This window comes from Vibrio sp. 1731 (assembly GCF_033339955.1).
Taxonomy (GTDB): Bacteria; Pseudomonadota; Gammaproteobacteria; order Enterobacterales; family Vibrionaceae; genus Vibrio; species Vibrio alginolyticus.
Genome location: NZ_JAWOVO010000011.1, coordinates 25,692 through 52,601, shown reverse-complemented (window position 1 = coordinate 52,601; position 26,910 = coordinate 25,692). Strand labels below are relative to the sequence as shown.

The window sequence follows — 26,910 nt, the reverse complement described above, 5'->3', positions numbered from 1 at the left end:
CATTCCAATTTAAGGCAGAATAAAAAACCTTATGGCAATTTAATTAAACGTAAAATTAGAATTTAATAAAAAGATCTTATTCAGAAAGCAGTGTTTACATTGGTGTGCATTTCGATAGTTTGAGCGTCGAGCTCAACGAGTTTAACTTGGATAAAAGCAAACTCATTTAAATGGCTCGCATGCGTTCCACCACAAGGGATTACCGCTAATTGACCTTCCCCTAAATCGCACTTCCAATAGCGAGAATCCGTTAATCTGTCACCGTGGCATTCCATGGTGATCATCGCATCTCGTCGAAGCCATTCCACAAGTTGGCTATTCACTTTTTTTGCAATCGCCTGGAGGTCATTCAGCATATCTGCACTGTTTAATCCTCTTTTACGGAGTGTTTTGCCTAAACGGTACGTATCGAGGCACTTGTCTGGAGTAACATAACTCGTAACTTGTGCATAGCTATTAAAGTCATAATAACCATGTGGGTCTTTGCGGTCTGCGTCTTTTCGCCAATAGTCTTCCGCTAGTACTTTATTCAACGCCAAATACGCTAAGTGTCCTGCAGTGTGGCCTCGACTCAAAGCGCGTTGGTAATCCTTATCTACCGCCAATGTCACCAAATCATCAGTAACAAGTGATTCCGTACGTGATAAAACATGCACGACGACAAACACCCAACCTTCAGCATCACGCTTTACAGGGATGTCACTACCCACATACAGAGCACCACTTTCCTGCTCCACTGCCCCAACTTGGCAATCTACTACGTCATGCTCAGCCCCATTCACCTTCAACGTTCCTTTGTCTGCAGGGTGATCCGGCCATATGTGACTAACGGGATGGAACGGCGTGACATCTGTAATAACGTAAGTCACTTCTTCCGTATATTGAACGAGCTGTATTTGTGCTTCTAATTGCCATGTTTGATGACAAAAACGAGTCTTTGTTGCTGTGATAGTCATTTTTACGATTACTTTTGATAAAAAAATACCCAAGTAGAAACTTGGGTATTCGAATTTCATTATTTATTGCGGTTTTTCACCATCGACATCATACGCTTACGTTTACGCTCTTGTGATAGCGTAAGCTTATTCGTACGGTTCTCGTATGGGTTATCACTGTTGTGGAAGTTAATGCGAATCGGTGTTCCCATAATTTCCAGAGACTTACGGAAGTAGTTCATCAGATAACGTTTATACGAATCTGGCAATTCACGAACCATGTTACCGTGGATAACAACGATCGGTGGGTTGTAACCACCTGCGTGTGCGTATTTGAGTTTGATACGACGACCACGAACCATTGGCGGTTGGTGATCATCCACAGCCATCTTCATGATACGCGTCAGTACTGACGTACCCACACGCGTTGTCGCCGAGTTATATGCTTCTTGGATAGATTCAAACAAGTGACCAACGCCAGTACCGTGCAGCGCAGAGATAAAGTGGATACGCGCGAAGTCGACGAATCCTAGACGGCGGTCCAGTTCTTTCTTCACGCTTTCTTTCACGTCACTGTCTAGACCATCCCACTTGTTAACGGCGATGACAATTGAGCGGCCAGCATTCAGTGCAAAACCAAGCAAGCTTAGGTCTTGGTCTGAAATATTTTCACGAGCATCAATCACCAGTAGAACGACGTTTGCATCTTCTACCGCTTTCAGCGTCTTAACAACAGAGAACTTTTCAACCGTTTCATTGATACGACCACGACGACGAACACCTGCGGTATCAATTAGTACGTACTCGCGTCCATCACGCTCCATCGGGATGTAGATAGAATCGCGCGTTGTACCAGGCATATCGTATACAACCACACGTTCTTCACCCAGAATACGGTTAGTCAGTGTCGATTTACCTACGTTAGGACGACCGATGATCGCCAACTTAATCGGCTGCTCTTGAAGGCGTTTGAACTCTGCTTCTGCGTCTTCTTCAGTGTAATCTTCAACAAGAGGCTCTTCGTCTTCGAATCCAGTCAGGTCTTCAATCTCACCGTCTTCAGACTCACTTGTTAGTAGATCATCAAAGAATGGAGATAAAGCACGCTCAAGCAAAGCGGTCACACCACGGCCATGAGCGGCCGCAATCTGGTACATATCATCCACGCCGAGCTGCCAAAAGTCAGCACACGCCGCATCGGCATCAATACCATCGATTTTGTTTACTACCAGCATCGCTGGCTTTTCAATTTTACGCAGATGCGCAGCAATTGCTTCATCTGAAGGTGTCAGACCAGCACGACCGTCAACAAGGAACAATACAACATCAGCCTCATCAATCGCGGCTAATGACTGTTCTGCCATCTTTGTTTCCACGCCTTCTTCTGTGCCATCGATACCACCAGTATCAATCACAATGAATTCGTGCTCTTCACCAAGTCTCGCCTGGCCATATTTACGGTCTCGCGTTAGGCCTGGAAAGTCCGCAACCAACGCGTCACGAGTGCGAGTCAATCGGTTAAATAGTGTAGATTTACCTACGTTCGGACGCCCTACTAGAGCTACAACAGGTACCATAACAACCTCTACAATAATCTTTCTTCTGTAGTTATAGGTAACGACTTGCTCGATGCCAAATCAAACCAGCTTTTTACCTATAACCACGTCAGGGTTAATAAATTCAAACAACAAAACGGCTCCTAGCTGTCACCAGCCAGGAGCCGAATGTGAATTATATCACGATATTATTCGTTAATGGTTAGTTTCTTTACATCGCCGTTGCGAGTTGTAATCACATAACCATCCGACAATAACGTCGGGCCAACTGCCAAGCCACTATCATCGACAAACTGCTGCGCAACAAATTCGCCCGTTGAACGATCCATCCAGTGAAGGTAACCAAGCGTGTCACCGACAACGAGATAATTGCCAACAATAACTGGCGCTGTAAGTTGTCGGTGCTCAAGCAAGCTGTTTTCCCACAACTCAGTTCCGCTTCGTGAATCAACGGCAACAACATGATCTTTTTCCGTTATCACAAAGATGCGGCTACCATCTGTAGAAATGTCTGTTGCAGATGAGTAATTACGCTTCCAAATCGGGTTCGCTGAACGCAAATCAATGGCGATAAGTTGACCATTGTATCCAATGGTGAAAAGAGTACCGCCTAGCACAATTGGCGATGAATCAACGTCAACCAAACGATCAATTTCTGTCGCGCCTTTTGGCGTACCAACAGGCTGTTGCCAAATCAACTGACCACGCTCAACGATAGCAGCTGCGAGTCGGCCATTTGCCGTTCCCCAAAATACACCGCCGCCAATTGCAGTCGGAGTACTGTCGCCACGTAAAGTTAAGTTCGGCACTTCTGTGCTCAATGCCCAGCGTTGCTCACCTGTACTCTCATTAAGGGCAATCAGCATGCCTCGGCTAGTATTGATGATAATAAGGCCTGAATCTGCAACTGGCTTCGCCAGTACCTCACCACCAACTTTTACACGCCAAACAATTTCACCTGTTTCTTGGTCAAGAGAGATGACTTCACCATTCTCAGAGCCAATGTAAAGGTTTCCGTATGCCGCTGTGATACCACCAGAGAGACGAGCAATGACATCTTCTTCTAGGTCCGTTTGCCAACGTTGTTTACCATTCTCAGGATCCAGCGCTTTTACTAAGCCATCACGACTTGCCACGAACAATGTATCATTCGCAAATACAGGGGATAGTTTTGAAAAGTAATGACCAACACCATCGCCAACCGATGTGCTCCACTCACTACTGGTTGTAAACTGACTGTCTACCTGAGGTAGTGGCGCCATTACAATGGTGTCTTTCTCACCTGCACAACCGGCAAGTACTCCCATTGTTAACGCCCCTAGCAAGGCTTTCTTAAAGACTCTTTTCATCCAATGCGGTCCTTATTTCGCCAGATCGTCCAATTTCATTTGTAGTGTCGGGCTTGCATCTGCCGCTTGCTGAGCTTCAGTATACGCAGCGTACGCAGCATCTTTGTCACCTTGGCGAATCGCAATATCGCCACGAAGTTCAGCAATACGACCTGTCCATGCTGTATCAGTGACGTTACTTAGCTCTGCCGTTGCAGCGTCGAAGTTACCCATTTCCGTCTCAATACGCGCAATGCGGTAACTAATCAATGGTAACAACGCAGCATCTTGAGTGTTGCTTTGCGCCCACTTCAGTTGCTCCAATGCAGCAGAAAGGTCTTGAGCTTCAACTTGTGCTTTAGCAAGTTGTAGTGCAGCCAATACTGAATATTCTTTTACTTCATTTGACTCAATGAAAGCTTTCACGTCAGCTTGAGCATCAGTGCCTTTGTCTTGCAAAGCATTCATTGCTGTCGTGTAGCTTTGAGAAGCTGCTTCACTCGCCTGAATCACAGAATCCTGGTAGTAACGCCAGCCAAATAGACCACCTAAACCAACAACCGCACCGATGATGACGGCTTTGCCGTTTTCCTTCCACCAGTCTTTAATGGCTTCAACTTGTTGTTCTTCAGTATCGTAAAGTTCCACTTCCTGTCCTCTTAAAACATGTAAATGGCAGCTTAGCTGCCATTATTCCTATTTCGTTTAAAGGCTCCACATTTGGGAGCCTTAGCTTACGAACTAGGATGTAATTTTGTTAGATTACTAAAAGACTTAAATCAGTGCTGCGATCTTTTCTGCAACTTCTGCTTGGTTGTAAGTCTCTTGCTCACCACCAGCTAAGTCTTTCAGTACTACCGTGTTATCCGCAACTTCGTTTTCGCCCAGAACCAATGCTACAACAGCACCAACTTTGTCTGCGCGTTTAAACTGTTTCTTGAAGTTACCGCCACCGAAGTGATTCATCACACGAACGCCTGGAACAGACTCGCGAAGCTGTTCTGCTAGCTTCATTCCTGCCATCATGGTGCCTTCACCCGCAGTGACTACGTACACGTCAACACTGCGACGAACGTCTGTCAGTTCCAACGTTTCTAGCATCAGTACTAGACGCTCTAGGCCCATTGCAAAGCCAACCGCTGGTGTTGGTTTACCACCTAATTGCTCTACAAGGCCATCGTAACGACCACCGCCACATACAGTGCCTTGAGCACCTAGGCTCTCAGTGATCCACTCAAATACCGTGCGATTGTAGTAATCCAGACCACGAACTAGACGTTCGTTAACTGTGTATTTGATACCTGCAGCGTCTAAAAGTTCACATAGACCTGCGAAGTGTGCTTTAGATTCTTCACCCAAGTAATCTGAAAGGCGAGGCGCATCACCTAAAATAGCTTGAACGTCTGGGTTCTTCGTATCCAGAACACGCAGTGGGTTCGTGTGCATGCGACGCTTACAATCTTCATCTAGCACATCAATATGTTGCTCAAGGAATGCAACCAGTGCAGTACGGTAGTCTGCGCGGTCTTCTTGAGAACCGATAGAGTTCAGCTCAAGACGGACATGTTCATTGATACCTAGCTCACGCCATAAACGCGCCGTCATCATGATAAGCTCTGCATCAACATCTGGACCATTTAGACCAAACACCTCAACACCACACTGGTGGAATTGACGGTAACGACCTTTCTGCGGACGTTCATGGCGGAACATAGGTCCCATGTACCACAGACGCTGTTCATCACGGTTGATCAGGCTGTTTTGGATACATGAACGTACACAACCCGCCGTACCTTCAGGGCGAAGTGTTAGGCTGTCGCCGTTACGGTCATCAAAGGTGTACATTTCTTTTGAAACGACGTCTGTTTCTTCACCAACAGCGCGGCTGAATAGGTTTGTTTCTTCAACGATTGGCATGCGCACTTCGTTATAACCGTATGCGCTAATTACATTTTTCACTGTGTTTTCTAATTTTTGCCACAGTGGCGACTGAGTTGGGAGGCAATCGTTCATGCCTCGAATTGCTTGAATTGTTTTTGCCACAATACTTACCGTAATTCTCGTTGAGATTAATCTTGTACTTTAACTTCGATGCGGTTTTCGCCATTCATCATAGCTGCTTTCGCACGGATCTTAGCTTCTAGCTTATTCACAAGGTCATCGTTATCAAAGCGCTCTTTCTGGCGTTTACCATCTTCGTAGAATGCGCTCTTCTTGTTACTACCTGCTAGACCTAAGTGAGAAACTTCTGCTTCACCAGGGCCGTTTACCACACAACCGATGATAGACACATCCATTGGCGTGATGATGTCTTCTAAACGTTGCTCCAGTGCATTCACCGTACCAATCACATCGAATTCTTGGCGTGAGCAGCTTGGGCACGCAATAAAGTTGATGCCTCGAGAGCGAATGCGCAGAGATTTAAGGATGTCGAAACCGACTTTGATTTCTTCAACTGGATCGGCAGCCAAAGAGATACGCAGCGTATCGCCTATCCCTTCAGATAACAGCATACCTAAGCCAACAGATGACTTAACAGCGCCAGCTCGAGCACCACCCGCCTCTGTGATACCTAAATGAAGAGGCTGATCGATTTTCTTCGCCAGCAGACGATATGAATCCACCGCAAGAAAAACGTCTGAAGCTTTCACGCTAACTTTAAATTGGTCAAAGTTAAGACGATCGAGATGGTCTACGTGACGCATCGCCGATTCAACCAAGGCTTCTGGCGTTGGCTCACCGTATTTCATCTGTAGGTCTTTTTCCAAAGATCCACCATTGACACCAATACGGATCGGGATGTTTTTATCGCGAGCGCAATCAACAACAGCGCGAATGCGCTCTTCATTGCCGATGTTACCTGGGTTGATACGTAAACAGTCAACTCCGTACTCCGCAACTTTCAGCGCGATACGATAGTCGAAATGAATATCAGCCACTAAGGGGACAGAAACTTGCTGTTTAATCAGTTTGAAAGCTTCTGCTGCGTCCATCGTAGGCACAGAAACTCGAACGATATCTGCGCCGACTTTTTCTAGTGCTCGGATTTGAGCGACTGTCGCTTCTACGTCAGTCGTGCGAGTGTTAGTCATTGACTGTACTGCAATTGGCGCACCATCACCAATTGGCACATCACCCACATAAATACGCGTCGATTTACGACGAATAATTGGAGATTCGTGTTGCATAATTTTTTATAACGGTAGAGTGAATCTAGCTACTTTGCCTGAAGTATACCCAGAAAGGTCGACAGGTTCACTTGCAAATGTCATTGTAACCCCTTCCGGTGCGCCTAATATCACTTTAAATGGCGCTTTTCCGGTAAGTTCTACATCTTGTCCTGGCTTATGAGTACCACTTACCAGCGTTTTACCATTAGTGTCTTTTACTTGAATCCAACAGTCCGCTTTAAACTTCATAGTAAGAAGTGTCATGCCTTCAGGTACTACTGGCGCAGGCTGTTCCTCTTCCGCCCCTTGCTCAACGGATGCTTCAGTCGATTCAGCAACGCCTTCATTAGTTGAAGCAACTTCTTCAGGAGTGCTTGCGATTAACTCTTCAGCCGTCATCAAATCGATATCAGCTAATTCTTGAGCAGTGGGCTGCGGCGCTTCAACACTTGAATCCGTTACTTCCTTAGTTAGGCTATTCTCTTGTTGGTTTTGCCACCACCATGCCGCTGAAATGCCAATAATGACCAGCCCGATAACCCAAGTAAGGAGCATAATACGGCTATTGTGCTTCTCGTCTTTTGTTTTACGAGAGAAGCTTTGCATTTCAATTTCTTGCTCTTGAGGCTGAGCATCGGCAGTCTGCTCTAACGCCGTCAAAACCACCTTCTCATCAAGACCTACGAATTTAGCGTAAGAGCGTAAGTAACCACGCGTAAATGTCGCGACTTGTTGAGATTCAAATCGGTTATTTTCAATATCTTCAATCACAGAAATGCGAAGCCTCAGGCGATCGGCAACTTGCTTTTGGCTCATTCCCAAGGATTCACGTTTGTTTTTCAGTAATGTGCCAGCTTCAATAGAGAGTGGCACTTCATTCGTATTTTCGTGTTCTGTCATAATGGCGGTATTTAATCTGTTTTAGTGGCTAACGTGGTCATGTATTTTCGTTATTGTTCTTAAGCCGCTTTAAAGATAGCTAGCCTAAACGCGTTAACCAAAAATAATAATTTTAAGAAACTCTCAGCGATCTGAGTGCGAATACCCGTTTTGCAAAAATCAGCAAAACGTATGTGAGAAAGTGCTGAGAATTATCGGTGTCATCGTTAGTGTTACATATCATGATAAGCGAATGCGCAACGAAGACAAAAACTCTTTACACTCAAACTAACAGATAGCTCAAGCTTTTGTCCAAACTTTGACAAAGGAATTCGAAATTATACCCAAATAACCTTAGGTTGAAGAGTGATAGTCCCAAATCTTGGCGAAAATGTCCTAAACAATAAACAAAATAGCCAGAGCGAATGGCTCTGGCTATTTTTGAATTCCGGTCGTTTATACAGCTTTCACTTCAATGGTATCGGCACCGCGTGACGCTTTCAGCATTGCCGTACGTTTAGTTCGGTCAATTACATCACCGACCAACTGACCACATGCGGCATCAATGTCATCACCACGTGTTTTACGAACCGTAACTGTGTGCTCGTATTGCATCAATGTTTTTTGGAAGCGATCAATACGTGAGTTACTTGGTTTCTTGTAAGGTGAACCTGGGTACGGGTTAAACGGAATCAAGTTAATCTTACATGGTGTGTCTTTCATCAGCTCAGCCAGTTCACGAGCATGGTCCATGTCATCGTTCACATGATCAAGCAACACGTACTCGACTGTTACCTTGCCACGGTTTGCATTCGATGAAGCAATGTAACGACGAACGGATGCTAGGAAATCTTGAATATCCCAACGATCGTTAATTGGCATGATTTCACTACGCAGCTTATCGTTTGGCGCATGAAGAGAGATCGCCAACGCAACGTCGATTTTGCCCGTCATCTGATCAAGACCAGAAACCACACCTGATGTTGATACGGTTACGCGACGCTTCGACAAACCAAAGCCAAGGTCATCCAACATTAACTCCAATGCAGGAATCAAGTTCTTCATATTAAGAAGCGGCTCACCCATGCCCATCATCACGACGTTCGTAATTGGGCGACGGCCTGTTTCTTTCTCAAGACCAATTTCACGTGCAGCACGCCACACCTGACCGATGATCTCTGAAACTTTCAAGTTACGGTTAAAGCCCTGCTGTGCTGTTGAGCAGAACTTACATTCCAATGCACAACCTACTTGAGAAGATACACAAAGCGTTGCGCGATCATCTTCTGGAATGTAAACCGTTTCTACATCCTGATCACCAACCTTCATTGCCCACTTGATCGTGCCGTCTGAAGAATGCTGAGCTTCTGCTACAGTTGGTGCTTTAATTTCACACTGGTGTAAAAGCTTTTCGCGCAGCTTCTTGTTGATGTTTGTCATTTTTTCGAAGTCATCTACACCGAAATGGTAGATCCACTTCATAACCTGATCGGCACGAAACGCTTTCTCGCCAAGTTCTTCCGCGAAAAACTGACGCATGCCTTTGCGATCAAAGTCGAGTAGATTGATTTTTTCAGTGGTCATGTTGCCTCTCAATGACTGAAACAAGAATAAGGGCGCGAATTGTACAGCCTTTATTCAGCTACAACAAGGGGTGTAAGACCCTGAGTTTGCTAAGGCATTAAAATAAAAACGTTTAAATTTTAATCAGACTTTACGGTGAGAATAATGATTAGACAACCGACAGCAAAAGCGTAGAAGTGATACAGAGAAAACAGTGAGAACAAACACACTTAACTAAGCTTTCCCCCCTGTAAGATGCTCAAATTAGCCAACGTCTTCGCGAATAATTACGAATGAACTCGCCGGGGAAATGGAGAACGCGGAATAAAAAACCTCGGACAAATCCGAGGTTATTACGAACTAGATCATCACGCAAAAGTGATGCATGAACGAGTTAGCGAGAGAAAACTTCTGATTCAGGGAAGAAAAACTCAATTTCACGATCGGCAGACTCAGGGCTATCTGAACCATGAACTGAATTGTGACGCATGCTGAGTGCGTAATCAGCACGCAAAGTGCCACATGCCGCGTCCTCTGGGTTGGTTTTACCCATTAGCTCGCGGTAACGTGCAATCGCATTTTCGCCTTCCAATACCTGAACCATAATAGGACCAGATGTCATGAACTCTTTTAGAGGAGGGAAAAACTCTTTACCTTCATGCTCTGCATAAAAGCCGCTTGCCTGATCTTCTGTCAGGTGAACCATTTTGGCAGCGATGATACGTAGGCCAGCCTTTTCAATACGATTGTAGATTTCACCAATTAGGTTTCGCTCTACAGCATCAGGCTTAATGATTGAAAATGTTCTTTCTAGAGCCATAAAATTTCCTTTCTGTACTTGTAATAATAGTTGTGCTTTTAAAGTGACTTACTGGGTAAGAGCAGCACTCAAACAAGAGAGTGCTGCAATCAATCTTATTTTCCAGCTTGCTCATTGAGGAAACGAGCAAGTGTACGAACACCCATCCCCGTTGCTCCCGCAGCCCATTTATCAGAAGCGGCTTTACGATACGTACCCGCACAGTCGAAATGTAACCAGCCTTTCTTGTAGTCCTCAACGAAGTAAGACAAGAATGCAGCAGCAGTACTTGCACCTGGAGAATAATCACCAGAGCTGATATTCGATAAATCGGCAAAATTAGATGGCAACATTTCTCGATGGAAATCAGCAAGTGGTAGCGGCCACAAGCCTTCTTTTTCCTGGTTTGCCGCCGTGAGGGCTTGATGCGATAGCTCATCATCAAAGCTCATTAGCGCATGGTAATCGTTACCTAACGCATTCTTCGCTGCGCCTGTTAGCGTCGCGCAGTCAATAATTAACTCAGGCTTTTGCTCACTGGCGTAGATAAGACCGTCTGCAAGCACCAAGCGACCTTCCGCGTCGGTATTCATAATCTCAACGGTTTTGCCGTTTTTGTAAGTGATGATGTCGCCAAGCTTAAGGGCACGGCCAGAAACCATGTTCTCAGCACAACACAAGATCAGTTTTACGCGCTTGTTTAAACCGCGCAAGATAGCTAATCCTAGGCCACCAGTGATAGTACCCGAGCCACCCATATCTGCTTTCATTGCACTCATGAAGGTAGAAGGCTTCAAGCTGTAACCACCGGAATCAAAGGTGATGCCTTTACCCACAAGACATGCGAATACAGGTGCGTTTTCGTCACCAGTTGGGTTGTAGTCTAACTGAAGCATCGCAGAAGTACGCTCAGAACCACGGCCTACTGCGTAAATACCTTCCCAACCTTCTGCCAACAAGTCTTTGTCTTTGACGATACGTGCTGTCACAGTGCCTTTCGGCGCAACAGATTTAATGAATTCAGCAGCCATTGTCGCTAGCTGACGAGGAGCAACTTCTTCTGCCGTTTTGTTGATAATATCGCGGGTAAAATCAGTCGAAGTAATACGAGCTTGAAGCTCTGCTTGATCTTCATCAGACAATGCTGCCCACTCAACTGAGCCATGTTTTTTAGGGTTACGGAACCCTTGGTGGAAAGCCCATACGCTCTCTAGATCCCAGTTATCACCAGAAAGAAAAATAGAACGAATTCCTTGGCCATCTAGCTGACGAGCTGCACGTTGAATTGCGCCGAGATCATGACCTTCACCTAAGTGAATAGTTGCGCCGTTTTCAGCGAATGAAAGCAGTGCTTTTTCACCCCAATGTGGTGCTGCCGACTCTTGACTTAAAAATACAGACATCTGTGTAGACATGGTTTCTCCTTGTCTTATAGCAGCGTTGCCTACGCTGCTTCTTTTTAATAACTCACGGATGTTAGCATTATGTAGGGCAAAAATGTCAATTGGATAAAAAAACGGACCTAAAGGTCCGCTTTTTTTAGTAAGAATTGTTAACTAGGCTGTGTTTTACAGACTTAGTCCGCTTCGTCCATCCAGCACATGATAACGGCTTCTAGAATCTTTTCATTAGAACGGTTTGGCTCATCGTCAAACTCATCTAACTCCATGATCCATTGATGAAGATCGGTAAAACGCACTGTTTTTGGATCGACATCTGGAAACTTGTCACAAAGTTCAATCGCGATATCGCGAGAATCTGTCCATTTCATTGCTCATCTTCCTTTTGCTTCTTCCCTATATTGGGAAGATAGTTTTAGTGATCTTCTGAAGCGTGGTTTAGTGTGTATTTAGGAATTTCTACCACCAAGTCTTCATCAGCAATTCTCGCCTGACACCCTAGGCGTGACTCAGGCTCTAGACCCCACGCTTTATCTAGCATGTCGTCTTCTAGTTCTTCACTTTCTTCTAGTGAATCAAAACCTTCACGGATGATTACGTGGCAGGTAGTACACGCACATGACTTCTCACACGCATGTTCAATACCGATACCGTTTTTTAGCGCTACGTCTAGAACGGTGTCACCAGAGTTTGCTTCCAACACTGCACCTTCTGGGCACAAATCGTCGTGTGGTAATACAATAATCTTAGGCATAACTACTTATCTCTTATATATCGTCTACTGATTGACCTGACAACGCAGCTCGAATCGATTTATCCATACGGCGTGATGCGAAATCTTGGCTCGCTTTATCGGTATCTTTAATGCCTTGCTCTATCGCATCTGCATCATCACCATTACGCAGCTCAATCAAGGCTTCGATGGCTTTAATCAAGTTTTGTTTCTCTTGTTCTGATAGTAAGTCATCACCATCAGCTTGCATCGCTGCAATCAAACCTTCTATCACTCGGTCGGCTTCAACACGCTGCTCAGCTAAGGCACGAGCTTGCATGTCTTCTTTTGCGTGCGTCATTGAATCACGCAACATATCCGCCACTTCATTGTCACTTAAGCCGTAAGAAGGTTTTACTTGAATCTCTGATTGAACACCAGTGCTCTTCTCCATTGCCGTAACAGAAAGAAGGCCATCAGCGTCAACTTGGTAAGTCACGCGAATATGTGCCGCACCCGCTGCCATCGGAGGAATACCTTTTAACGAGAAGCGAGCAAGTGAACGACAGTCATCAACCATTTCACGTTCACCTTGTACCACATGAACACTCATCGCCGTTTGGCCATCTTTGAATGTGGTAAATTCTTGCGCACGCGCAACGGGAATCGTAGTGTTGCGGGGGATGATCTTCTCGACCAAACCACCCATGGTTTCAATACCGAGCGACAGTGGAATCACATCAAGAAGCAACATTTCAGAGTCAGGCTTGTTACCCGCGAGAATGTCTGCTTGGATACCCGCGCCGATTGCAACAACTTCATCAGGGTTAATGCTTGTCAGGGGTGTGCGACCAAAAAACTCGCCTACCATTTCACGAACCAGCAATGTACGGGTTGAGCCACCAACCATGACGACCTCGAGTACTTCATCTGCGTCGACATCCGCATCTTTTAATGCGCGACGACAAGACATCAGTGTTTTCTTCACTAGCGGACGAATCAGATCTTCGAACTGCTCGCGAGTCACGGTGCCTTTCCAACCAAAAACGTCAACGTCAACACTGTCTTGCTCAGAGAAAGCAATCTTAGCTTCAGTAGCAATGTTCAACAGTGTACGGTTCTTTTCTGCAGAAAGCGGCGCTTCTAGACCCGCTTGCTCCATTAAATAATCGGCAAATAAATGGTCGAAGTCGTCACCGCCTAATGCAGAGTCGCCACCTGTTGCTAATACTTCAAATACGCCTTTCGATAAACGTAGGATAGAGATATCAAAAGTACCGCCACCTAGATCGTAAACCGCAATCACACCTTCTTGACCTGAGTCTAGGCCATAAGCAATTGCCGCAGCGGTTGGTTCGTTAAGTAGACGGAGAACATGAAGACCAGCTAATTTCGCCGCATCTTTTGTACCTGCACGTTGCGCGTCATCAAAGTAAGCAGGAACGGTAATAACGACACCTGCTAACTCACCACCTAACGTATCTTCAGCTCGCTTACCCAATACTTTTAGGATGTCCGCAGATACTTCAATCGGGTTTTTGTCACCTTGAGGTGTTTGCAAAATTGGCAGGCCGTTTTCACTCTCTTTAAAACGATAAGGAAGTGAAGAGTAACGGGACTGAATGTCCTTTAATGAACGACCGATCAAACGTTTTACAGAGATAATCGTGTTCTCTGGTTCAAACTCTGCTTTGGCTTTGGCTTCGTGGCCGACCGTTAACGTTTCCTCAGCGTAATTAACGACTGAAGGTAAAATAGTACGGCCCTGCTCGTCCGCAAGTGGAGTTGCATCGCCGCTACGTACAGAAGCAACCAAAGAGTTGGTAGTACCTAAGTCGATACCCGCTGCTAACTTATGCTCATGAGGTGCCGAGCTTTGGCCCGGTTCTGCGATTTGAAGTAGTGCCATGATAGGTCCTTGTCACGCTTACTAGCCGAGGAGTTTGTCTTCGACTAGCTCAATTTCGTTCTTTAGTTTGGCAATGAATTTTAGCTTACGAACTCGGTCTGCGGCTTCAGCCCATAGACCATCATCAAGCTCTTGCTCGACGCTTGCCAGATGCTGTTTGTACATTTTGCTGACCTTAGAGTCGAAGTCAAAAAGCGCCGATTCAGGATCGGACTTGTCAGCAATCTCTTCCAGTTCTTCGCGCAGTTCCATTTGCTCCATTAAGAACATCGGATCTTGCATTGTTTGCTGTTCACCTCGGATCTCAACACCTTGCTCTGCGAGGATATACTCGGCGCGAGAAATAGGATTTTTCAGAACTTGATAGGCATCGTTGATTTGCGCCGCCTTTTGCACCGCCATCAAACGGTCACGTTCTGAGCCCGTTGCAAAGTTATCCGGGTGGAAGCGTTTTTGTAGTTCTCGGAACTGAGAAGAAAGAAGGCTACCATCCAGCTTAAACTGACTTGGTAGCCCAAATAATTCAAAGTGATTCATTAAGTTCGGGTCCTAGTAAAGCCTTCCGGACTCGTTTGCCCAGAAGGACAATCAATTAGACGTTGAAGCTTTCACCACAACCACATTCACTTTTCGCGTTAGGGTTGTTGAATTCAAAACCTTCATTCAACCCTTCTTTCACGTAATCCAATTCAGTACCATCTAGGTACACTAAGCTCTTTTGATCGATGATAATTTTCACTCCAGAGAGTTCAAATACTTCGTCTTCTTCATTGAGCTCATCAACAAACTCAAGTACGTATGCCATGCCGGAACAGCCAGTCGTCTTCACTCCAAGACGTAAACCGATACCTTTGCCTCGGTTATCTAGGAATGCTCTTACGCGACTTGCCGCTGATTCTGTCATTGTGATGGCCATACTGCACCTTAGTCTGTCTAAATTTCGATTGGAATGGGAGCGTCAAAGCTCCCATTATATTACGGAATAATTATTCTTGGTGTTTTTTCTTGTAGTCAGCAACCGCTGCTTTGATTGCATCTTCAGCAAGAATAGAACAGTGAACTTTCACTGGTGGAAGCTCTAGCTCTTCAGCAATCTCAGAGTTTTTAATTGCTGCCGCTTCATCAACTGACTTACCTTTTACCCACTCAGTTACTAGTGAGCTTGATGCGATTGCACTACCACAACCGTATGTTTTGAACTTCGCATCTTCGATGATACCTTCAGGTGTCACTTTGATTTGAAGCTTCATTACGTCACCACACGCAGGAGCGCCAACCATGCCGCTACCTACTGATGGATCTTCTTTATCGAATGAACCAACGTTACGTGGGTTCTCGTAGTGATCAATTACTTTTTCGCTGTATGCCATGATAAATTACCTCGAATCCTCTATTTCAATCCCTGAGATTAATGGTGAGCCCATTCAACAGTGCTCAAATCAATCCCTTCTTTGTACATATCCCATAGAGGAGACATGTCGCGTAGCTTAGTCACTGCAACGCGGATTTGTTCAATTGCGTAATCAATTTCTTCTTCAGTCGTGAAACGACCAAACGAGAAACGAACCGAGCTGTGAGCCAATTCGTCATCCATGCCTAGGGCACGAAGAACGTAAGAAGGCTCAAGGCTTGCAGACGTACAAGCACTACCAGAAGATACCGCTAGATCTTTAAGCGACATTAGTAGTGATTCACCTTCTACGAATGCGAAACTGATGTTTAGGTTGTGTGGTACACGCTGCTCAAAGTCACCGTTTACCGTCACTGCTTCTAAGTCTTTCACGCCATCAAAAAGACGGTTACGAAGCGCTAAAGCATGATCGTAATCTTTTTGCATGTCTTCTTTTGCAATGCGGAATGCTTCACCCATGCCTACGATTTGGTGAGTAGGTAGTGTACCAGAGCGGAAACCACGCTCATGACCGCCACCGTGCATTTGCGCTTCAAGACGAATACGAGGCTTACGACGTACGTAAAGTGCACCGATACCTTTAGGGCCATAAACTTTGTGAGCAGAAAGCGAAATTAGGTCAACTTTCATCTCTTGAACGTCGATTGGTAATTTACCTGCAGATTGCGCTGCATCCACGTGGAAAACAATTTTACGCTCACAACACAATTCGCCGATCGCTGTAATGTCTTGAACCACACCAATCTCGTTGTTTACGTGCATAATAGACACAAGCACTGTGTCATCACGCATTGCCGCTTTAAGCTTCTCTAGATCGATCAAGCCATTTGATTCTGGCTCAAGGTAAGTCACTTCAAAGCCTTCACGCTCAAGTTGACGACATGGGTCAAGAACGGCTTTGTGCTCTGTTTTACAAGTGATTACGTGCTTGCCTTTCTTCGAGTAAAAGTGCGCTGCACCTTTAATAGCAAGGTTGTCTGATTCTGTCGCACCAGATGTAAATACGATTTCGCGAGGATCTGCATTTAGAAGGTCAGCAATTTGCTCACGAGCAGTATCGACCGCTTCTTCTGCCTGCCAGCCGTAACGGTGCGAACGCGACGCTGGGTTGCCAAATGTGCCATCCATTGTCATGTACTGAACCATTTTTTCAGCAACACGTGGATCAACTGGACATGTAGCGGAATAATCAAGATAAATCGGCAGTTTCATTCTCTACTCCAATGTAAAAAGCTGACCGCTAAGAGCGGACGTTTACACCGATGGGCGCGGCGGTTGTATTTTTGTTTGATAGCCCATGGGTTACCGCCAGATCAATGTCCTGACGATCAGAAATTTCGAGTACTTCATTGTCTGTCATCAACTCACCAAGAGTGATGTTATTCAAAAAGTCACTAATGCGAGAGCTTAGGTCACGCCACAGCGTGTGAGTAAGGCAACGTGTTCCACCTTGGCAATCTCCTTTACCTTGGCATTTGGTTGCATCTACTGACTCATCAACGGCAGCAATCACGGTACCAATAGCGATACTGTGAGCGTCGGCACCAAGTCGGTAACCACCACCAGGACCACGAACGCTGGCAACGAGACCTGCTTTACGCAATTTTGAAAATAGCTGCTCTAAGTAAGAGAGCGAGATCCCTTGACGCTCTGAAATATCAGCCAGAGGTACAGGGTTTTGTTGCGAATGCAGTGCCACATCCAGCATGGCTGTCACCGCATATCTTCCTTTAGATGTAAGTTTCATACCACACCGTATCCACATGGTTTGTAATGGTTAAGATTTTTCCATACCTGAGTAATTTGGTCAAGTATTTATTTGACCATTTTACTCAGGTATTCATCCTTACACCTAAAGTGGTTATTATTCACTCAGAACTTCTTTTCTATCGAAGTCAAAACGCCTCGTAGAATATTAAGTTCTTGGGTTTCTGGTCGAGCACGAGAGAACAAACGGCGCAACTTATTCATCACCTGTCCAGGTTGCTCTTTGTTAATAAACTGGGTCTCAACCATCACCTTTTCAAGATGCTCGAAGAACATTTCGAGTTCTCGATGACGCGGGTATTCTTCCGATTCATTTGGGGAAAACTGTCTTTGCTCTAAGTTCAAGTGTGCAACTCGCACTTCGTAACTGAGAGTTTGTACAGCCATCGCTAGGTTAAGCGAGCTGTACTCAGGATTAGCGGGAATACAAACATGGTAGTGGCACTTTTGTAGCTCTTCGTTTGTCAAACCAGTTCTTTCTCGGCCAAACACGAGCGCAACCGGATGCTTTCGGCCTTCAACTGCAAATTTCTCACCGCATTCACGTGGCTCGAGCATTGGCCATTCTAATGTACGAGAGCGGGCGCTAGAACCCACAACAAGGCCACAATCTTCAACAGCTTCTTCTAATGTGCCGACAATCTTTGCATTTTGAGCAATATCACCAGCACCCGCAGCTAAAGCAAGAGTTTGTTCATCCACTTCACATTGTGGATCGACTAATACTAGTTGGTTTAAACCCATCACTTTCATTGCTCGAGCTGCTGAGCCAATATTGCCTGAATGAGAGGTACCTACGAGTACAATTTTTACTTGATCCAACATCTGTGTTTGCTACCTAAATTAAAACCGCAGAATGTTATCATAGTTTTTTAAGACACCCTAGAGGCAAGCAGACCTCTCTTCTCATTCTTGGTTATTGTTGTCGTCCGCAGTATGATCTGTACACTCAGCCGTCCGCAATTAGAGCAAAAAATAACCACTTCCCTTTTTGATTATCTCTGGTATACTCGCCGCCGCTTTCATTTGTTCTTTAACATCCGTTGGGAAATTCGTATGCATCCAATGCTAAACATTGCTATTCGCGCTGCGCGAAAGGCAGGCAATCATATTGCTAAATCATTAGAAAACACTGATAAAGTAGAATCTACTCTTAAAGGCACTAATGACTTTGTCACTAACGTAGACAAAGAAGCAGAATACATCATCATCGATACTATCAAGCAGTCTTACCCTGAGCACTGTATCGTTGCTGAAGAACAAGGTCTTATCGAAGGTAAAGATAAAGACGTACAATGGATCATCGACCCACTGGATGGCACCACTAACTTTGTAAAAGGTTACCCAACTTTCGCGGTTTCTATCGCTGTTCGTATTAAGGGCAAAACTGAAGTTGCTTGTGTTTACGATCCAATGCAAAACGAGCTATTCACTGCACAACGCGGTGCCGGCGCTCAACTAAACAGTGCACGTATTCGTGTTGCTCAACTAAAAGACCTTCAAGGTACTGTTCTAGCAACAGGCTTCCCATTCAAGCAGAAACAACACGCTGAGTCTTACATCAAGATCGTTGGTGCGCTATTCACTGAATGTGCTGATTTCCGTCGTAGCGGCTCTGCTGCTCTTGACCTTTGTTACGTGGCTGCTGGCCGTGTTGATGGTTACTTCGAGCTAGGCCTAAAACCTTGGGATATGGCAGCAGGTGAGCTTATTGCTCGTGAAGCTGGCGCAATCCTAACAGACTTTGCTGGCGGCACTGACTACATGAAGTCTGGTAACATCGTTGCTTCAAGCGCTCGTGGCGTAAAATCTATCCTTAAGCACATCCGCGAAAACGGTAACAGCGCGATCCTTAAGTAAGATTTGAAAGTCATATATAGCCCGTCACGCTGATGACTTTAGAAAGCCCCGCTCATTGAGCGGGGCTTTTTTGTATCTACTGCTTCGTATCGACTTAGCTGTAGCTGAAGGCTCTTCATACAGAGAGGCTCTACAAGCTCACGACTCTATTCAGATACAAAAAAACCGCTGATTGCTCAGCGGTTTTTGTTTTCGGTTCTCAATCTGCCTTATGGCATTTCGTCGAACTCTGCACCTTCTTTTTCTACTTGAGGTGGCATCAAGTGCTCTTTCTGGATGCCCAGTTTCAGCGCTAGTGCTGATGCTACGTAGATAGAAGAGTAAGTACCAACAGTGATACCGAGTAAAAGTGCAGTTGCGAAGCCGTGAATCATAGCACCACCCTGCATGAACAGTGCAATTACTACGAACAAGGTTGTACCCGACGTAATCAATGTACGGCTCAATGTTTGAGTGATTGAAGCGTCCATGATATCCGAAGGTTCACCCTTACGCATCTTACGGAAGTTTTCACGAATCCGGTCAAATACAACGATGGTATCGTTGAGTGAGTAGCCCACAACCGTCAGTAGCGCAGCTACGATGGTCAGGTCAACTTCAATTTGTAGAAACGAGAAGACACCTAGCGTGATAATTATATCGTGAGCCAATGCCATTACCGCACCAGCCGCTAGACGCCATTCAAATCGCATCGATACATAAAGCAGGATACAGATCAGCGATACCAAGATCGCTAGACCACCAGCTTCTGTTAGCTCATCACCAACGTTGGGACCTACGAACTCAATACGACGCATTTCTACGCTTTCGCCAGTACCATCTTTGATAGCACCAATGATTTGGTTACCTAGCGTTTCACCAGAAACGTCATCACGTGGACGAAGACGGACCATGACTTCACGAGCACTACCGAAGTTTTGTACTGTCGCATCGCCAAAGCCTTTTGAATCTAGTGCTGCACGAATCTCTTCAAGGTTTGCTGGCTGTTCAAAACCGACCTCGATAAGAGTACCGCCAGTGAAATCTAGACCCCAATTAAGCCACTTGGTTGACAAAGTGAAGATAGAAGCAGCAATCATTATAATTGAAAAAACGAATGCTACTTTCGACCAACGCATAAAGCCGATCGTCTTCTCTGCTTTTAGAATTTGAAACATATTAATTCCCAGCCTTAGATCGACAATTTATCAACGCGTTTGCCACCGTAGATCAGGTTCACGATACAACGTGTACCAATAATGGCGGTGAACATTGAAGTTAAGATACCGATAGATAGAGTAACTGCGAAACCTTTCACCGCACCTGTACCGACCGCAAATAGAATGATTGCAGTAATTAGTGTTGTGATGTTCGCATCAGCAATCGTGCTGAATGCATTCGCGTAACCTTGGTGAATCGCTTGTTGTGGACTACGTCCATCACGAATTTCTTCACGGATACGCTCGAAGATCAGTACGTTCGCATCAACCGCCATACCGACTGTTAACACGATACCGGCTATCCCCGGAAGCGTCATGGTAGCGCCTGGAATCATCGACATAACACCAATGATAAGCACCAAGTTTGCCATTAGAGCGATGTTTGCAATCAAACCAAAGCCGCGGTAGTAAAGCAGCGTAAATAGCATTACGGCAACCATACCCCAGATACATGCTTGGATACCCATATCGATGTTTTGCTGGCCCATTGATGGACCAATGGTACGTTCTTCAACGATAGAGATAGGTGCAATCAGTGCACCAGCACGTAGTAGAAGTGCTAGGTTGTGTGCTTCTGCAGCAGAGTCGATACCTGTAATACGGAAGTTACGACCAAGAGCCGATTGAATCGTTGCTTGGTTGATGACTTCTTCATGCTTATCCAGAATAACTTTGCCTTCAGGCGTACGACGGCCACTGTCTTTGTATTCTGCAAACACGGTAGCCATTAGCTTACCAATGTTCTTCTTAGAGAACGCAGACATCTTATTACCACCTTCGCTGTCTAGCGAGATGTTAACTTGTGGACGACCATATTCATCAACACTTGAGCTTGCATCTGTGATGCTTTGACCGCCAAGAATAACGCGCTTCTTAAGCACAACTGGGCGACCATCACGGTCCATCTTGATTTCACTACCTGCTGGCGCACGACCATTTGCCGCTGCCGATAGGTCAGCTTTATCATCAACTTCACGGAATTCAAGCGTTGCCGTAGCTCCGAGAATTTCTTTTGCACGAGCAGTGTCTTGAACACCAGGCAGTTCAACTACAATGCGACTAGCACCTTGACGTTGAACCAATGGTTCCGCAACACCTAGTTCGTTGACACGATTACGTAAAATCGTAATGTTTTGCTCAACAGCATAGTTACGGATCTCTTGTAAACGTTGCTCAGTAAAGGTTGCAGTAAGAGCGTAACGGCCATTTGAATCAGAATCGACAAAAATCATGTCCGGGTGATTCTTTTCTAGCGTTGCTTTCGCTTCTGCTAATTGCTCTTCGTTACGCAACAACACTTCTACCGCTTCTTTTCCAGAAGGGCGGATTGCACGGTAACGAATCTTGGCGTCACGAAGTTCGCTACGGAAAGCTTCTTCTTGTTGACCAACAAGCTTTTCCATCGCTGCATCCATATCCACTTCCATTAAGAAGTGAACACCACCGCGAAGGTCAAGACCTAGCTTCAATGGTGACGCGCCAATCGCTTCTAGCCAATCGGGTGTAGAAGGTGCAAGGTTAAGTGCAACAATTGTGTCTTTGCCTAGCGCTTCGCTGATGACATCACGAGCACTGATTTGTGTGTCAGTGTCGTTAAAACGAACAAGAATTGATCCATCTTCGAGAGCAATGGATTTATGAGAAAGTTGCTCTTTGTTAAGAGCAGTAGTGACAGCATCCAGCGTTGACATATCTACAGAGGCGCCACGCGCCCCTGTAACTTGAATAGCCGGATCTTCACCGTAGATATTTGGAAGTGCGTATAACGCAGCGGTGATGATGGCAAAAAGCACCATCAAGTACTTCCATAATGGATAACGGTTTAGCACAGCGAGGATCCTTTAGCTGTTTTATAGAGACTTAAGCGTACCTTTTGGTAGCACTGCAGTGATGAAGTCTTTCTTGATTACTACTTCATTGTTCGCGTTAAGCTCAATTGAAATGTAGTCATTGTCTTCAGCAATCTTAGTGATTTTACCCACTAGGCCACCGCTAGTTAAAACTTCGTCGCCTTTGCCCATAGAAGCCATTAGGTTTTTGTGTTCTTTTACGCGTTTCGCTTGTGGGCGGTAAATCATGAAGTAAAAGATCACTGCGAACATGCCAAGCATGATTAGCATTTCAAAACCACCGCCTGCTGGCGCGCCTTCTGCTGCTGCGTGAGCCTGAGAAATAAACATTAAAACATCCTCATTATATTTTATTGATAATCAAACAAATTGGGCTTTCGCATTTTAGATTCAAGTCTGAGAGTAACTAATAGAGATCGCTCTCTCAAAAATAACGTGCGTTAGCCTACTTTATTAGCAAAAGCCTCTGGCGACATGCCAAAGGCTTTAATTCTTTTAGTTTTTCAATTACTGCTCTTTTGCTAGTGGTGGCACTTCACGGCCACGACGCTCATAGAACTCAGTAACAAATTCATCGAAGCGATCTTCATCAATTGCTTTACGAATGCTTTCCATCAGACGCTGGTAGTAACGCAGGTTATGGATTGTATTCAAGCGAGCGCCTAAGATTTCATTACAACGCTCTAAATGGTGAAGGTACGACTTGCTGTAGTTTTGACAAGTGTAACAGTCACAATGCGGATCCAATGGTGTTGTATCCGTTTTATGTTTCGCATTACGGATCTTGATCACACCACCAGTCACAAATAAGTGACCATTACGTGCGTTACGCGTTGGCATTACACAGTCAAACATGTCGATACCACGACGAACACCTTCAACCAAGTCTTCTGGCTTACCTACGCCCATCAAGTAGCGAGGTTTGTCTTCAGGAAGTTGAGGACAAGTATGCTCAAGAATACGGTGCATGTCTTCTTTAGGCTCACCTACTGCCAAACCACCAACCGCGTAACCGTCAAAACCGATTTCCGTTAGACCTTTTACCGACACATCACGTAAATCTTCGTAAACACCACCTTGGACAATACCAAATAGGTTGTTCGGGTTTTCTAGCTTCTCGAAGTGGTCACGTGAACGCTGTGCCCAGCGTAATGACATTTCCATCGATTTCTTCGCTTCATCGTGTGTCGCTGGGTAAGGCGTACACTCGTCAAAAATCATAACGATGTCAGAGCCCAGGTCTTTTTGAATTTCCATCGACTTTTCTGCGTCCATGAAAATCTTGTCACCGTTTACTGGGTTACGAAAGTGAACACCCTCTTCAGTGATCGTACGCATCTTACCAAGGCTGAATACTTGGAAGCCGCCTGAATCAGTAAGAATAGGACCGTGCCAGTTCATAAAATCGTGCAGGTCACCGTGCATTTTCATCACTTCTTGACCAGGACGTAGCCACAGGTGGAACGTATTACCTAGCAGAATTTCTGCACCAGTACCTTTTACTTCTTCTGGTGTCATACCTTTAACGGTACCGTAAGTACCTACTGGCATGAACGCAGGAGTTTGAACAGTGCCGCGTTCGAAAGTCAGTTGACCACGACGTGCATTGCCGTTTTTCTTCTTAAGATCGAATTTTAATTTCACGATGCCTCCGGGTGTCAGAGAAACAGTCTGACTGAGTGTTTAGGGCTCTACCCTACTTTAAGGAGCGGTCGCTTTTCCTTGCGAGAGACAAAGCAATGGATGCTTTATTTCCTAGCTTACTGCTAGCACTCGTAAATCTATTTTTAACTACGCCGTTTTCTTCTTGATGAACATTGAATCGCCATACGAGAAGAAACGGTATTTGTTTTCCACCGCATGTTTGTAAGCATTCATGGTGTTCTCGTATCCAGCAAATGCACTCACCAACATGATCAGTGTTGATTCAGGCAAGTGGAAGTTTGTGATCAAGCAATCCACCAACTGATATTCGTAACCAGGGAAAATAAAGATTTCTGTATCGCCAAAGAATGGGGCCAGCTCAGTCCCTTTTTGCAATGCGTCTTGCGCTGCACTTTCAAGTGAACGCACAGATGTTGTACCAACAGCAATAATTCGTCCGCCACGCGCTTTCGTCGCTTTAATTGCTTCGACGACTTCTTGCGGTACTTCTACGTACTCGGCATGCATGTGGTGATCGTTGATATTTTCCACTTTTACTGGCTGGAATGTACCCGCCCCAACGTGCAAAGTAACGTAAGCAAACTCTGCACCTTTCGCTTTGATTTTCTCCAAGAGAACATCATCAAAGTGAAGGCCCGCTGTCGGTGCCGCAACCGCACCTGGCTTTTGATTATATACCGTTTGGTAACGCTCTTTATCTGCATCTTCGTCTGGACGGTCGATGTAAGGAGGAAGCGGCATATGGCCGATTTCTTCCAGAATTTCTAGTACCGTCTTATCAGAACTAAATTTCAGTTCAAATAAAGCATCATGGCGTGCAACCATTTCTGCTGAATATTCATCATTCTCGCCAACAATAATGGTTGTACCTGGTTTTGGTGATTTAGAGCAACGAACGTGCGCGAGGATGCTTTTCTCATCCAACATGCGCTCCACTAGCACTTCTAATTTACCGCCCGACTCCTTGCGGCCAAAAAGACGAGCAGGAATAACACGAGTATTATTAAACACCACTAAGTCACCGGGTTGAACTTGGCCCAATACATCAATAAATGTGCCATCAATGAGCTCTCCGGTATTGCCGTCCATTTGCAGCAGTCGGCTAGCGGTACGCTCTGGTTGAGGGTAGCGAGCGATGAGTTCATCTGGAAGGTCGAAATGGAAATCTGATACTTGCATGTTACTTGTCTTATCTATTGGTCAAATCACGTCTAGGCGACGATAAAATTGCGACGAGTTTTTCGCAGCAGACTAGTATATGTTTACATGCTGCAATAGCAAGCAAATCACCAGAATATAGCAGTAAAAGCCATGGTGAAGAGTGTAATAAAACGTGAAAAGCCTCGATTACTTGGCACTATTTTTAATTTGAGCCCCAAAGAGAGAACATGAAAAAAGCAAAGCAACGTACACCGCTGCTTATTAGTTTGGCATTCCAATCGCCCTATCAAACCTCACGCTTTCGCCACAAGAATAACGGCACGAATAAACCCAATAACCAAAACCCTAGACTGCCACCTTCATCATCTGAGCCTTTGAAATCACAGTTATTGGTCGCAATGCCATCGTGACACTCTTTATTGTCACCACTTTCATTGTTAGCACTTTTGATAAAATTCGGCGCAATGATGTAACGACTTGGTGGCGCATCGGCAGTAATGTAAGACTGTACCCAGTCGTAATAGTGGCTCACCTTGGTATAGAAACTTGGGATCGTCAAAGAGCCACACGTTGGTAGAATAAGAGGGCCGCCACTAACAATACCAATTTGTTTGCCGGTCGCCACATCGACCAACGGGCCACCACTGTCACCTTTACATGCAGAGTTGCCATATTGGGTATGGCTATCCGGCTCCAATACATGGTTTTGTGTTGGTAGCGTACAAATTTTGGTTTGGTTGTCTCTTGAATCAATGATCCCCGGAAAACTGCTGCCAATTTCTAAACGCTCATAACATTTGTCGATGGGCAAAAATGTGCTAATGGTGGTTTTGAGCGTATTAGAAGGTTCAGAAGCATCCGGCTGAGTAGACCCCCATCCAAACACTTGCACATTTTCGACACGTTGATTGGTCAGGTAATTATCGTTCCAGTCCGCCGCCAAACGTGCTTCGATACTCTCCATGTCAACTTTACTCGCTAGGTCAGCAAAGCTCGCGTTTGCCACTGGGCGCGTGAGATACAGCAACGCGATGTCTGAATCTAAACCGGTTTGGATAGGTTTCACGTTGCCATTACTGTCGGTCTCAGCTTTTGAAATCCGGGTGTAATCCGGATGAACCACAACGTGAGACACCGGATAGAAGTTATCAAGCCCTGCAGAATTAAGTTCATACACATTCGCATTCACCGACAGCTCACCCGGCGGGGTCACATAGTAGGTTGCTTCATTGGTTCCTTGTCCCATCACCACACAGTGCGCCGCAGTCAGTACCCATTGCTCTGTCAGCATCGTTCCACATCGTTCCACCACACAGCGGAAACTCTGCCATATTACTTGCTCGCAAAGTAACGCGGTCAACAGGATCGGTTTGTTCATCTCCTAACACAATCGCCTGTGTTGATGGCACACTGAATGCCGCCACTGCCAGCGCAATAAGTTTGTTACACGTTGTTCGTTTCATCTAGGTTGCTGTCTTCAATTTGGTAAGCCTGGACGTATCTTCTTCGAGAGAAGAATCTTGGAAAATCCAGCGAATAAAAATGTGCGATTCAATTCATTGGATTACCTTGGGAACACATTCAATATCAACTAAAAATGCCAACTGACTCGCACACAAACCGACTTATTCAAATTAATAAAAACACCAATAAAACACAGATTACGCAGCCCATCAGCATTGTGCTATTTAATTGATGAAAAACGAGTTAGCTCCCAGATATACAGAAAAATATTCTCTATATTTA

General features: G+C 45.3%; 25 protein-coding genes and 1 pseudogene. 1 reads left to right on the top strand and 25 read right to left on the bottom strand.

Features of this window, described 5'->3' with window-relative positions:
- Nucleotides 1-80: 80 nt before the first annotated feature.
- The 19 genes from R7035_RS14305 to trmJ all read right to left on the bottom strand — a co-directional run bounded on the left by R7035_RS14305 (nucleotide 81) and on the right by trmJ (nucleotide 18,254).
- Nucleotides 81-956 (bottom strand): metal-dependent hydrolase, encoded by an 876-nt coding sequence (locus R7035_RS14305; protein WP_047102174.1) that lies wholly within the window; start codon nucleotides 954-956, stop codon nucleotides 81-83.
- A 59-nt stretch (nucleotides 957-1,015) separates the two neighbouring features.
- Nucleotides 1,016-2,512: a ribosome biogenesis GTPase Der gene (gene der / locus R7035_RS14300; protein WP_005381694.1), complete on the bottom strand. Its 1,497-nt coding sequence runs from the start codon at nucleotides 2,510-2,512 to the stop codon at nucleotides 1,016-1,018.
- Nucleotides 2,513-2,679: 167 nt separating this feature from the next.
- The gene (gene bamB, locus R7035_RS14295; protein ID WP_005381696.1) at nucleotides 2,680-3,840 is read right to left on the bottom strand and encodes an outer membrane protein assembly factor BamB; all 1,161 of its coding nucleotides are present in this window, start codon (nucleotides 3,838-3,840) and stop codon (nucleotides 2,680-2,682) included.
- Nucleotides 3,841-3,852: 12 nt separating this feature from the next.
- On the bottom strand, nucleotides 3,853-4,467 hold the full coding sequence (locus R7035_RS14290; RefSeq protein WP_005381697.1) for a YfgM family protein: 615 nt from the start codon (nucleotides 4,465-4,467) through the stop codon (nucleotides 3,853-3,855).
- 126 nt (nucleotides 4,468-4,593) lie between these two features.
- Nucleotides 4,594-5,862, bottom strand: coding sequence for a histidine--tRNA ligase (hisS, locus tag R7035_RS14285; RefSeq protein ID WP_005381698.1), 1,269 nt, complete (start codon nucleotides 5,860-5,862; stop codon nucleotides 4,594-4,596).
- A gap of 26 nt (nucleotides 5,863-5,888) precedes the next feature.
- On the bottom strand, nucleotides 5,889-7,007 hold the full coding sequence (ispG, locus tag R7035_RS14280; protein WP_005381699.1) for a flavodoxin-dependent (E)-4-hydroxy-3-methylbut-2-enyl-diphosphate synthase: 1,119 nt from the start codon (nucleotides 7,005-7,007) through the stop codon (nucleotides 5,889-5,891).
- A 6-nt stretch (nucleotides 7,008-7,013) separates the two neighbouring features.
- The gene (locus R7035_RS14275; protein ID WP_262651981.1) at nucleotides 7,014-7,889 is read right to left on the bottom strand and encodes a RodZ domain-containing protein; all 876 of its coding nucleotides are present in this window, start codon (nucleotides 7,887-7,889) and stop codon (nucleotides 7,014-7,016) included.
- 435 nt (nucleotides 7,890-8,324) lie between these two features.
- Nucleotides 8,325-9,452 (bottom strand): bifunctional tRNA (adenosine(37)-C2)-methyltransferase TrmG/ribosomal RNA large subunit methyltransferase RlmN, encoded by a 1,128-nt coding sequence (locus R7035_RS14270; RefSeq protein ID WP_258489366.1) that lies wholly within the window; start codon nucleotides 9,450-9,452, stop codon nucleotides 8,325-8,327.
- Nucleotides 9,453-9,825: 373 nt separating this feature from the next.
- Nucleotides 9,826-10,251, bottom strand: coding sequence for a nucleoside-diphosphate kinase (gene ndk / locus R7035_RS14265; RefSeq protein WP_262651982.1), 426 nt, complete (start codon nucleotides 10,249-10,251; stop codon nucleotides 9,826-9,828).
- 95 nt (nucleotides 10,252-10,346) lie between these two features.
- Entirely contained in the window at nucleotides 10,347-11,645 is a 1,299-nt protein-coding gene (pepB, locus tag R7035_RS14260; RefSeq protein ID WP_005381709.1) for an aminopeptidase PepB, read from the bottom strand.
- Nucleotides 11,646-11,806: 161 nt separating this feature from the next.
- Nucleotides 11,807-12,001: a Fe-S cluster assembly protein IscX gene (gene iscX, locus R7035_RS14255; protein WP_005381711.1), complete on the bottom strand. Its 195-nt coding sequence runs from the start codon at nucleotides 11,999-12,001 to the stop codon at nucleotides 11,807-11,809.
- A gap of 44 nt (nucleotides 12,002-12,045) precedes the next feature.
- Nucleotides 12,046-12,384: an ISC system 2Fe-2S type ferredoxin gene (gene fdx / locus R7035_RS14250; protein ID WP_005381713.1), complete on the bottom strand. Its 339-nt coding sequence runs from the start codon at nucleotides 12,382-12,384 to the stop codon at nucleotides 12,046-12,048.
- Between the two features lie 13 nt (nucleotides 12,385-12,397).
- Nucleotides 12,398-14,251 carry a Fe-S protein assembly chaperone HscA gene (gene hscA / locus R7035_RS14245; protein WP_017820567.1) on the bottom strand — a complete coding sequence of 618 codons (1,854 nt, stop codon included), beginning with the start codon at nucleotides 14,249-14,251 and terminating at the stop codon, nucleotides 12,398-12,400.
- 21 nt (nucleotides 14,252-14,272) lie between these two features.
- Nucleotides 14,273-14,788, bottom strand: coding sequence for a co-chaperone HscB (gene hscB, locus R7035_RS14240; protein ID WP_033905803.1), 516 nt, complete (start codon nucleotides 14,786-14,788; stop codon nucleotides 14,273-14,275).
- A gap of 55 nt (nucleotides 14,789-14,843) precedes the next feature.
- Complete coding sequence (iscA, locus tag R7035_RS14235; RefSeq protein ID WP_005381717.1) at nucleotides 14,844-15,167, bottom strand: iron-sulfur cluster assembly protein IscA; 324 nt, start codon at nucleotides 15,165-15,167, stop codon at nucleotides 14,844-14,846.
- Between the two features lie 70 nt (nucleotides 15,168-15,237).
- Nucleotides 15,238-15,621, bottom strand: coding sequence for a Fe-S cluster assembly scaffold IscU (gene iscU, locus R7035_RS14230; protein ID WP_005381718.1), 384 nt, complete (start codon nucleotides 15,619-15,621; stop codon nucleotides 15,238-15,240).
- 38 nt (nucleotides 15,622-15,659) lie between these two features.
- The gene (locus R7035_RS14225; protein ID WP_318146168.1) at nucleotides 15,660-16,874 is read right to left on the bottom strand and encodes an IscS subfamily cysteine desulfurase; all 1,215 of its coding nucleotides are present in this window, start codon (nucleotides 16,872-16,874) and stop codon (nucleotides 15,660-15,662) included.
- Between the two features lie 28 nt (nucleotides 16,875-16,902).
- Nucleotides 16,903-17,409 carry a Fe-S cluster assembly transcriptional regulator IscR gene (gene iscR / locus R7035_RS14220; protein ID WP_005381720.1) on the bottom strand — a complete coding sequence of 169 codons (507 nt, stop codon included), beginning with the start codon at nucleotides 17,407-17,409 and terminating at the stop codon, nucleotides 16,903-16,905.
- A 125-nt stretch (nucleotides 17,410-17,534) separates the two neighbouring features.
- Nucleotides 17,535-18,254, bottom strand: coding sequence for a tRNA (cytosine(32)/uridine(32)-2'-O)-methyltransferase TrmJ (gene trmJ, locus R7035_RS14215; RefSeq protein WP_025768861.1), 720 nt, complete (start codon nucleotides 18,252-18,254; stop codon nucleotides 17,535-17,537).
- A gap of 231 nt (nucleotides 18,255-18,485) precedes the next feature.
- Between trmJ and suhB the strand changes: the two genes are divergently transcribed.
- A complete protein-coding gene (suhB, locus tag R7035_RS14210) occupies nucleotides 18,486-19,289 on the top strand; it encodes an inositol-1-monophosphatase (RefSeq protein ID WP_005381722.1) in 804 nt (267 codons plus the stop codon).
- Nucleotides 19,290-19,498: 209 nt separating this feature from the next.
- On the opposite strand, the gene secF is transcribed toward suhB, so the two are convergent.
- The 6 genes and pseudogenes from secF to R7035_RS14180 form a co-directional block, all read right to left on the bottom strand.
- Nucleotides 19,499-20,446, bottom strand: a complete 948-nt coding sequence (gene secF, locus R7035_RS14205; protein ID WP_005383689.1) for a protein translocase subunit SecF — start codon at nucleotides 20,444-20,446, stop codon at nucleotides 19,499-19,501.
- Between the two features lie 14 nt (nucleotides 20,447-20,460).
- Nucleotides 20,461-22,317, bottom strand: coding sequence for a protein translocase subunit SecD (secD, locus tag R7035_RS14200; protein WP_005381724.1), 1,857 nt, complete (start codon nucleotides 22,315-22,317; stop codon nucleotides 20,461-20,463).
- Between the two features lie 21 nt (nucleotides 22,318-22,338).
- Entirely contained in the window at nucleotides 22,339-22,668 is a 330-nt protein-coding gene (gene yajC / locus R7035_RS14195) for a preprotein translocase subunit YajC (protein WP_005381725.1), read from the bottom strand.
- Nucleotides 22,669-22,845: 177 nt separating this feature from the next.
- On the bottom strand, nucleotides 22,846-23,982 hold the full coding sequence (gene tgt, locus R7035_RS14190) for a tRNA guanosine(34) transglycosylase Tgt (protein WP_005381727.1): 1,137 nt from the start codon (nucleotides 23,980-23,982) through the stop codon (nucleotides 22,846-22,848).
- Nucleotides 23,983-24,129: 147 nt separating this feature from the next.
- Complete coding sequence (gene queA, locus R7035_RS14185; protein WP_132937061.1) at nucleotides 24,130-25,182, bottom strand: tRNA preQ1(34) S-adenosylmethionine ribosyltransferase-isomerase QueA; 1,053 nt, start codon at nucleotides 25,180-25,182, stop codon at nucleotides 24,130-24,132.
- 268 nt (nucleotides 25,183-25,450) lie between these two features.
- Nucleotides 25,451-26,627: pseudogene (locus tag R7035_RS14180) on the bottom strand (trypsin-like serine protease).
- Nucleotides 26,628-26,910: the final 283 nt, after the last annotated feature.

Coding starts and splice junctions, on each gene's coding strand:
- bamB (WP_005381696.1), bottom strand. CDS start 3,840: ATGAAAAGAGTCTTTAAGAAAGCCTTGCTAGGGGCGTTAACAATGGGA.
- fdx (WP_005381713.1), bottom strand. CDS start 12,384: ATGCCTAAGATTATTGTATTACCACACGACGATTTGTGCCCAGAAGGT.
- iscR (WP_005381720.1), bottom strand. CDS start 17,409: ATGAAACTTACATCTAAAGGAAGATATGCGGTGACAGCCATGCTGGAT.
- R7035_RS14275 (WP_262651981.1), bottom strand. CDS start 7,889: ATGACAGAACACGAAAATACGAATGAAGTGCCACTCTCTATTGAAGCT.
- ndk (WP_262651982.1), bottom strand. CDS start 10,251: ATGGCTCTAGAAAGAACATTTTCAATCATTAAGCCTGATGCTGTAGAG.
- R7035_RS14305 (WP_047102174.1), bottom strand. CDS start 956: ATGACTATCACAGCAACAAAGACTCGTTTTTGTCATCAAACATGGCAA.
- hscA (WP_017820567.1), bottom strand. CDS start 14,251: ATGGCACTACTTCAAATCGCAGAACCGGGCCAAAGCTCGGCACCTCAT.
- iscA (WP_005381717.1), bottom strand. CDS start 15,167: ATGGCCATCACAATGACAGAATCAGCGGCAAGTCGCGTAAGAGCATTC.
- secF (WP_005383689.1), bottom strand. CDS start 20,446: ATGTTTCAAATTCTAAAAGCAGAGAAGACGATCGGCTTTATGCGTTGG.
- pepB (WP_005381709.1), bottom strand. CDS start 11,645: ATGTCTACACAGATGTCTGTATTTTTAAGTCAAGAGTCGGCAGCACCA.
- der (WP_005381694.1), bottom strand. CDS start 2,512: ATGGTACCTGTTGTAGCTCTAGTAGGGCGTCCGAACGTAGGTAAATCT.
- ispG (WP_005381699.1), bottom strand. CDS start 7,007: ATGCAACACGAATCTCCAATTATTCGTCGTAAATCGACGCGTATTTAT.
- trmJ (WP_025768861.1), bottom strand. CDS start 18,254: ATGTTGGATCAAGTAAAAATTGTACTCGTAGGTACCTCTCATTCAGGC.
- hscB (WP_033905803.1), bottom strand. CDS start 14,788: ATGAATCACTTTGAATTATTTGGGCTACCAAGTCAGTTTAAGCTGGAT.
- iscX (WP_005381711.1), bottom strand. CDS start 12,001: ATGAAATGGACAGATTCTCGCGATATCGCGATTGAACTTTGTGACAAG.
- iscU (WP_005381718.1), bottom strand. CDS start 15,621: ATGGCATACAGCGAAAAAGTAATTGATCACTACGAGAACCCACGTAAC.
- yajC (WP_005381725.1), bottom strand. CDS start 22,668: ATGTTTATTTCTCAGGCTCACGCAGCAGCAGAAGGCGCGCCAGCAGGC.
- queA (WP_132937061.1), bottom strand. CDS start 25,182: ATGCAAGTATCAGATTTCCATTTCGACCTTCCAGATGAACTCATCGCT.
- R7035_RS14225 (WP_318146168.1), bottom strand. CDS start 16,874: ATGAAACTGCCGATTTATCTTGATTATTCCGCTACATGTCCAGTTGAT.
- suhB (WP_005381722.1), top strand. CDS start 18,486: ATGCATCCAATGCTAAACATTGCTATTCGCGCTGCGCGAAAGGCAGGC.
- R7035_RS14270 (WP_258489366.1), bottom strand. CDS start 9,452: ATGACCACTGAAAAAATCAATCTACTCGACTTTGATCGCAAAGGCATG.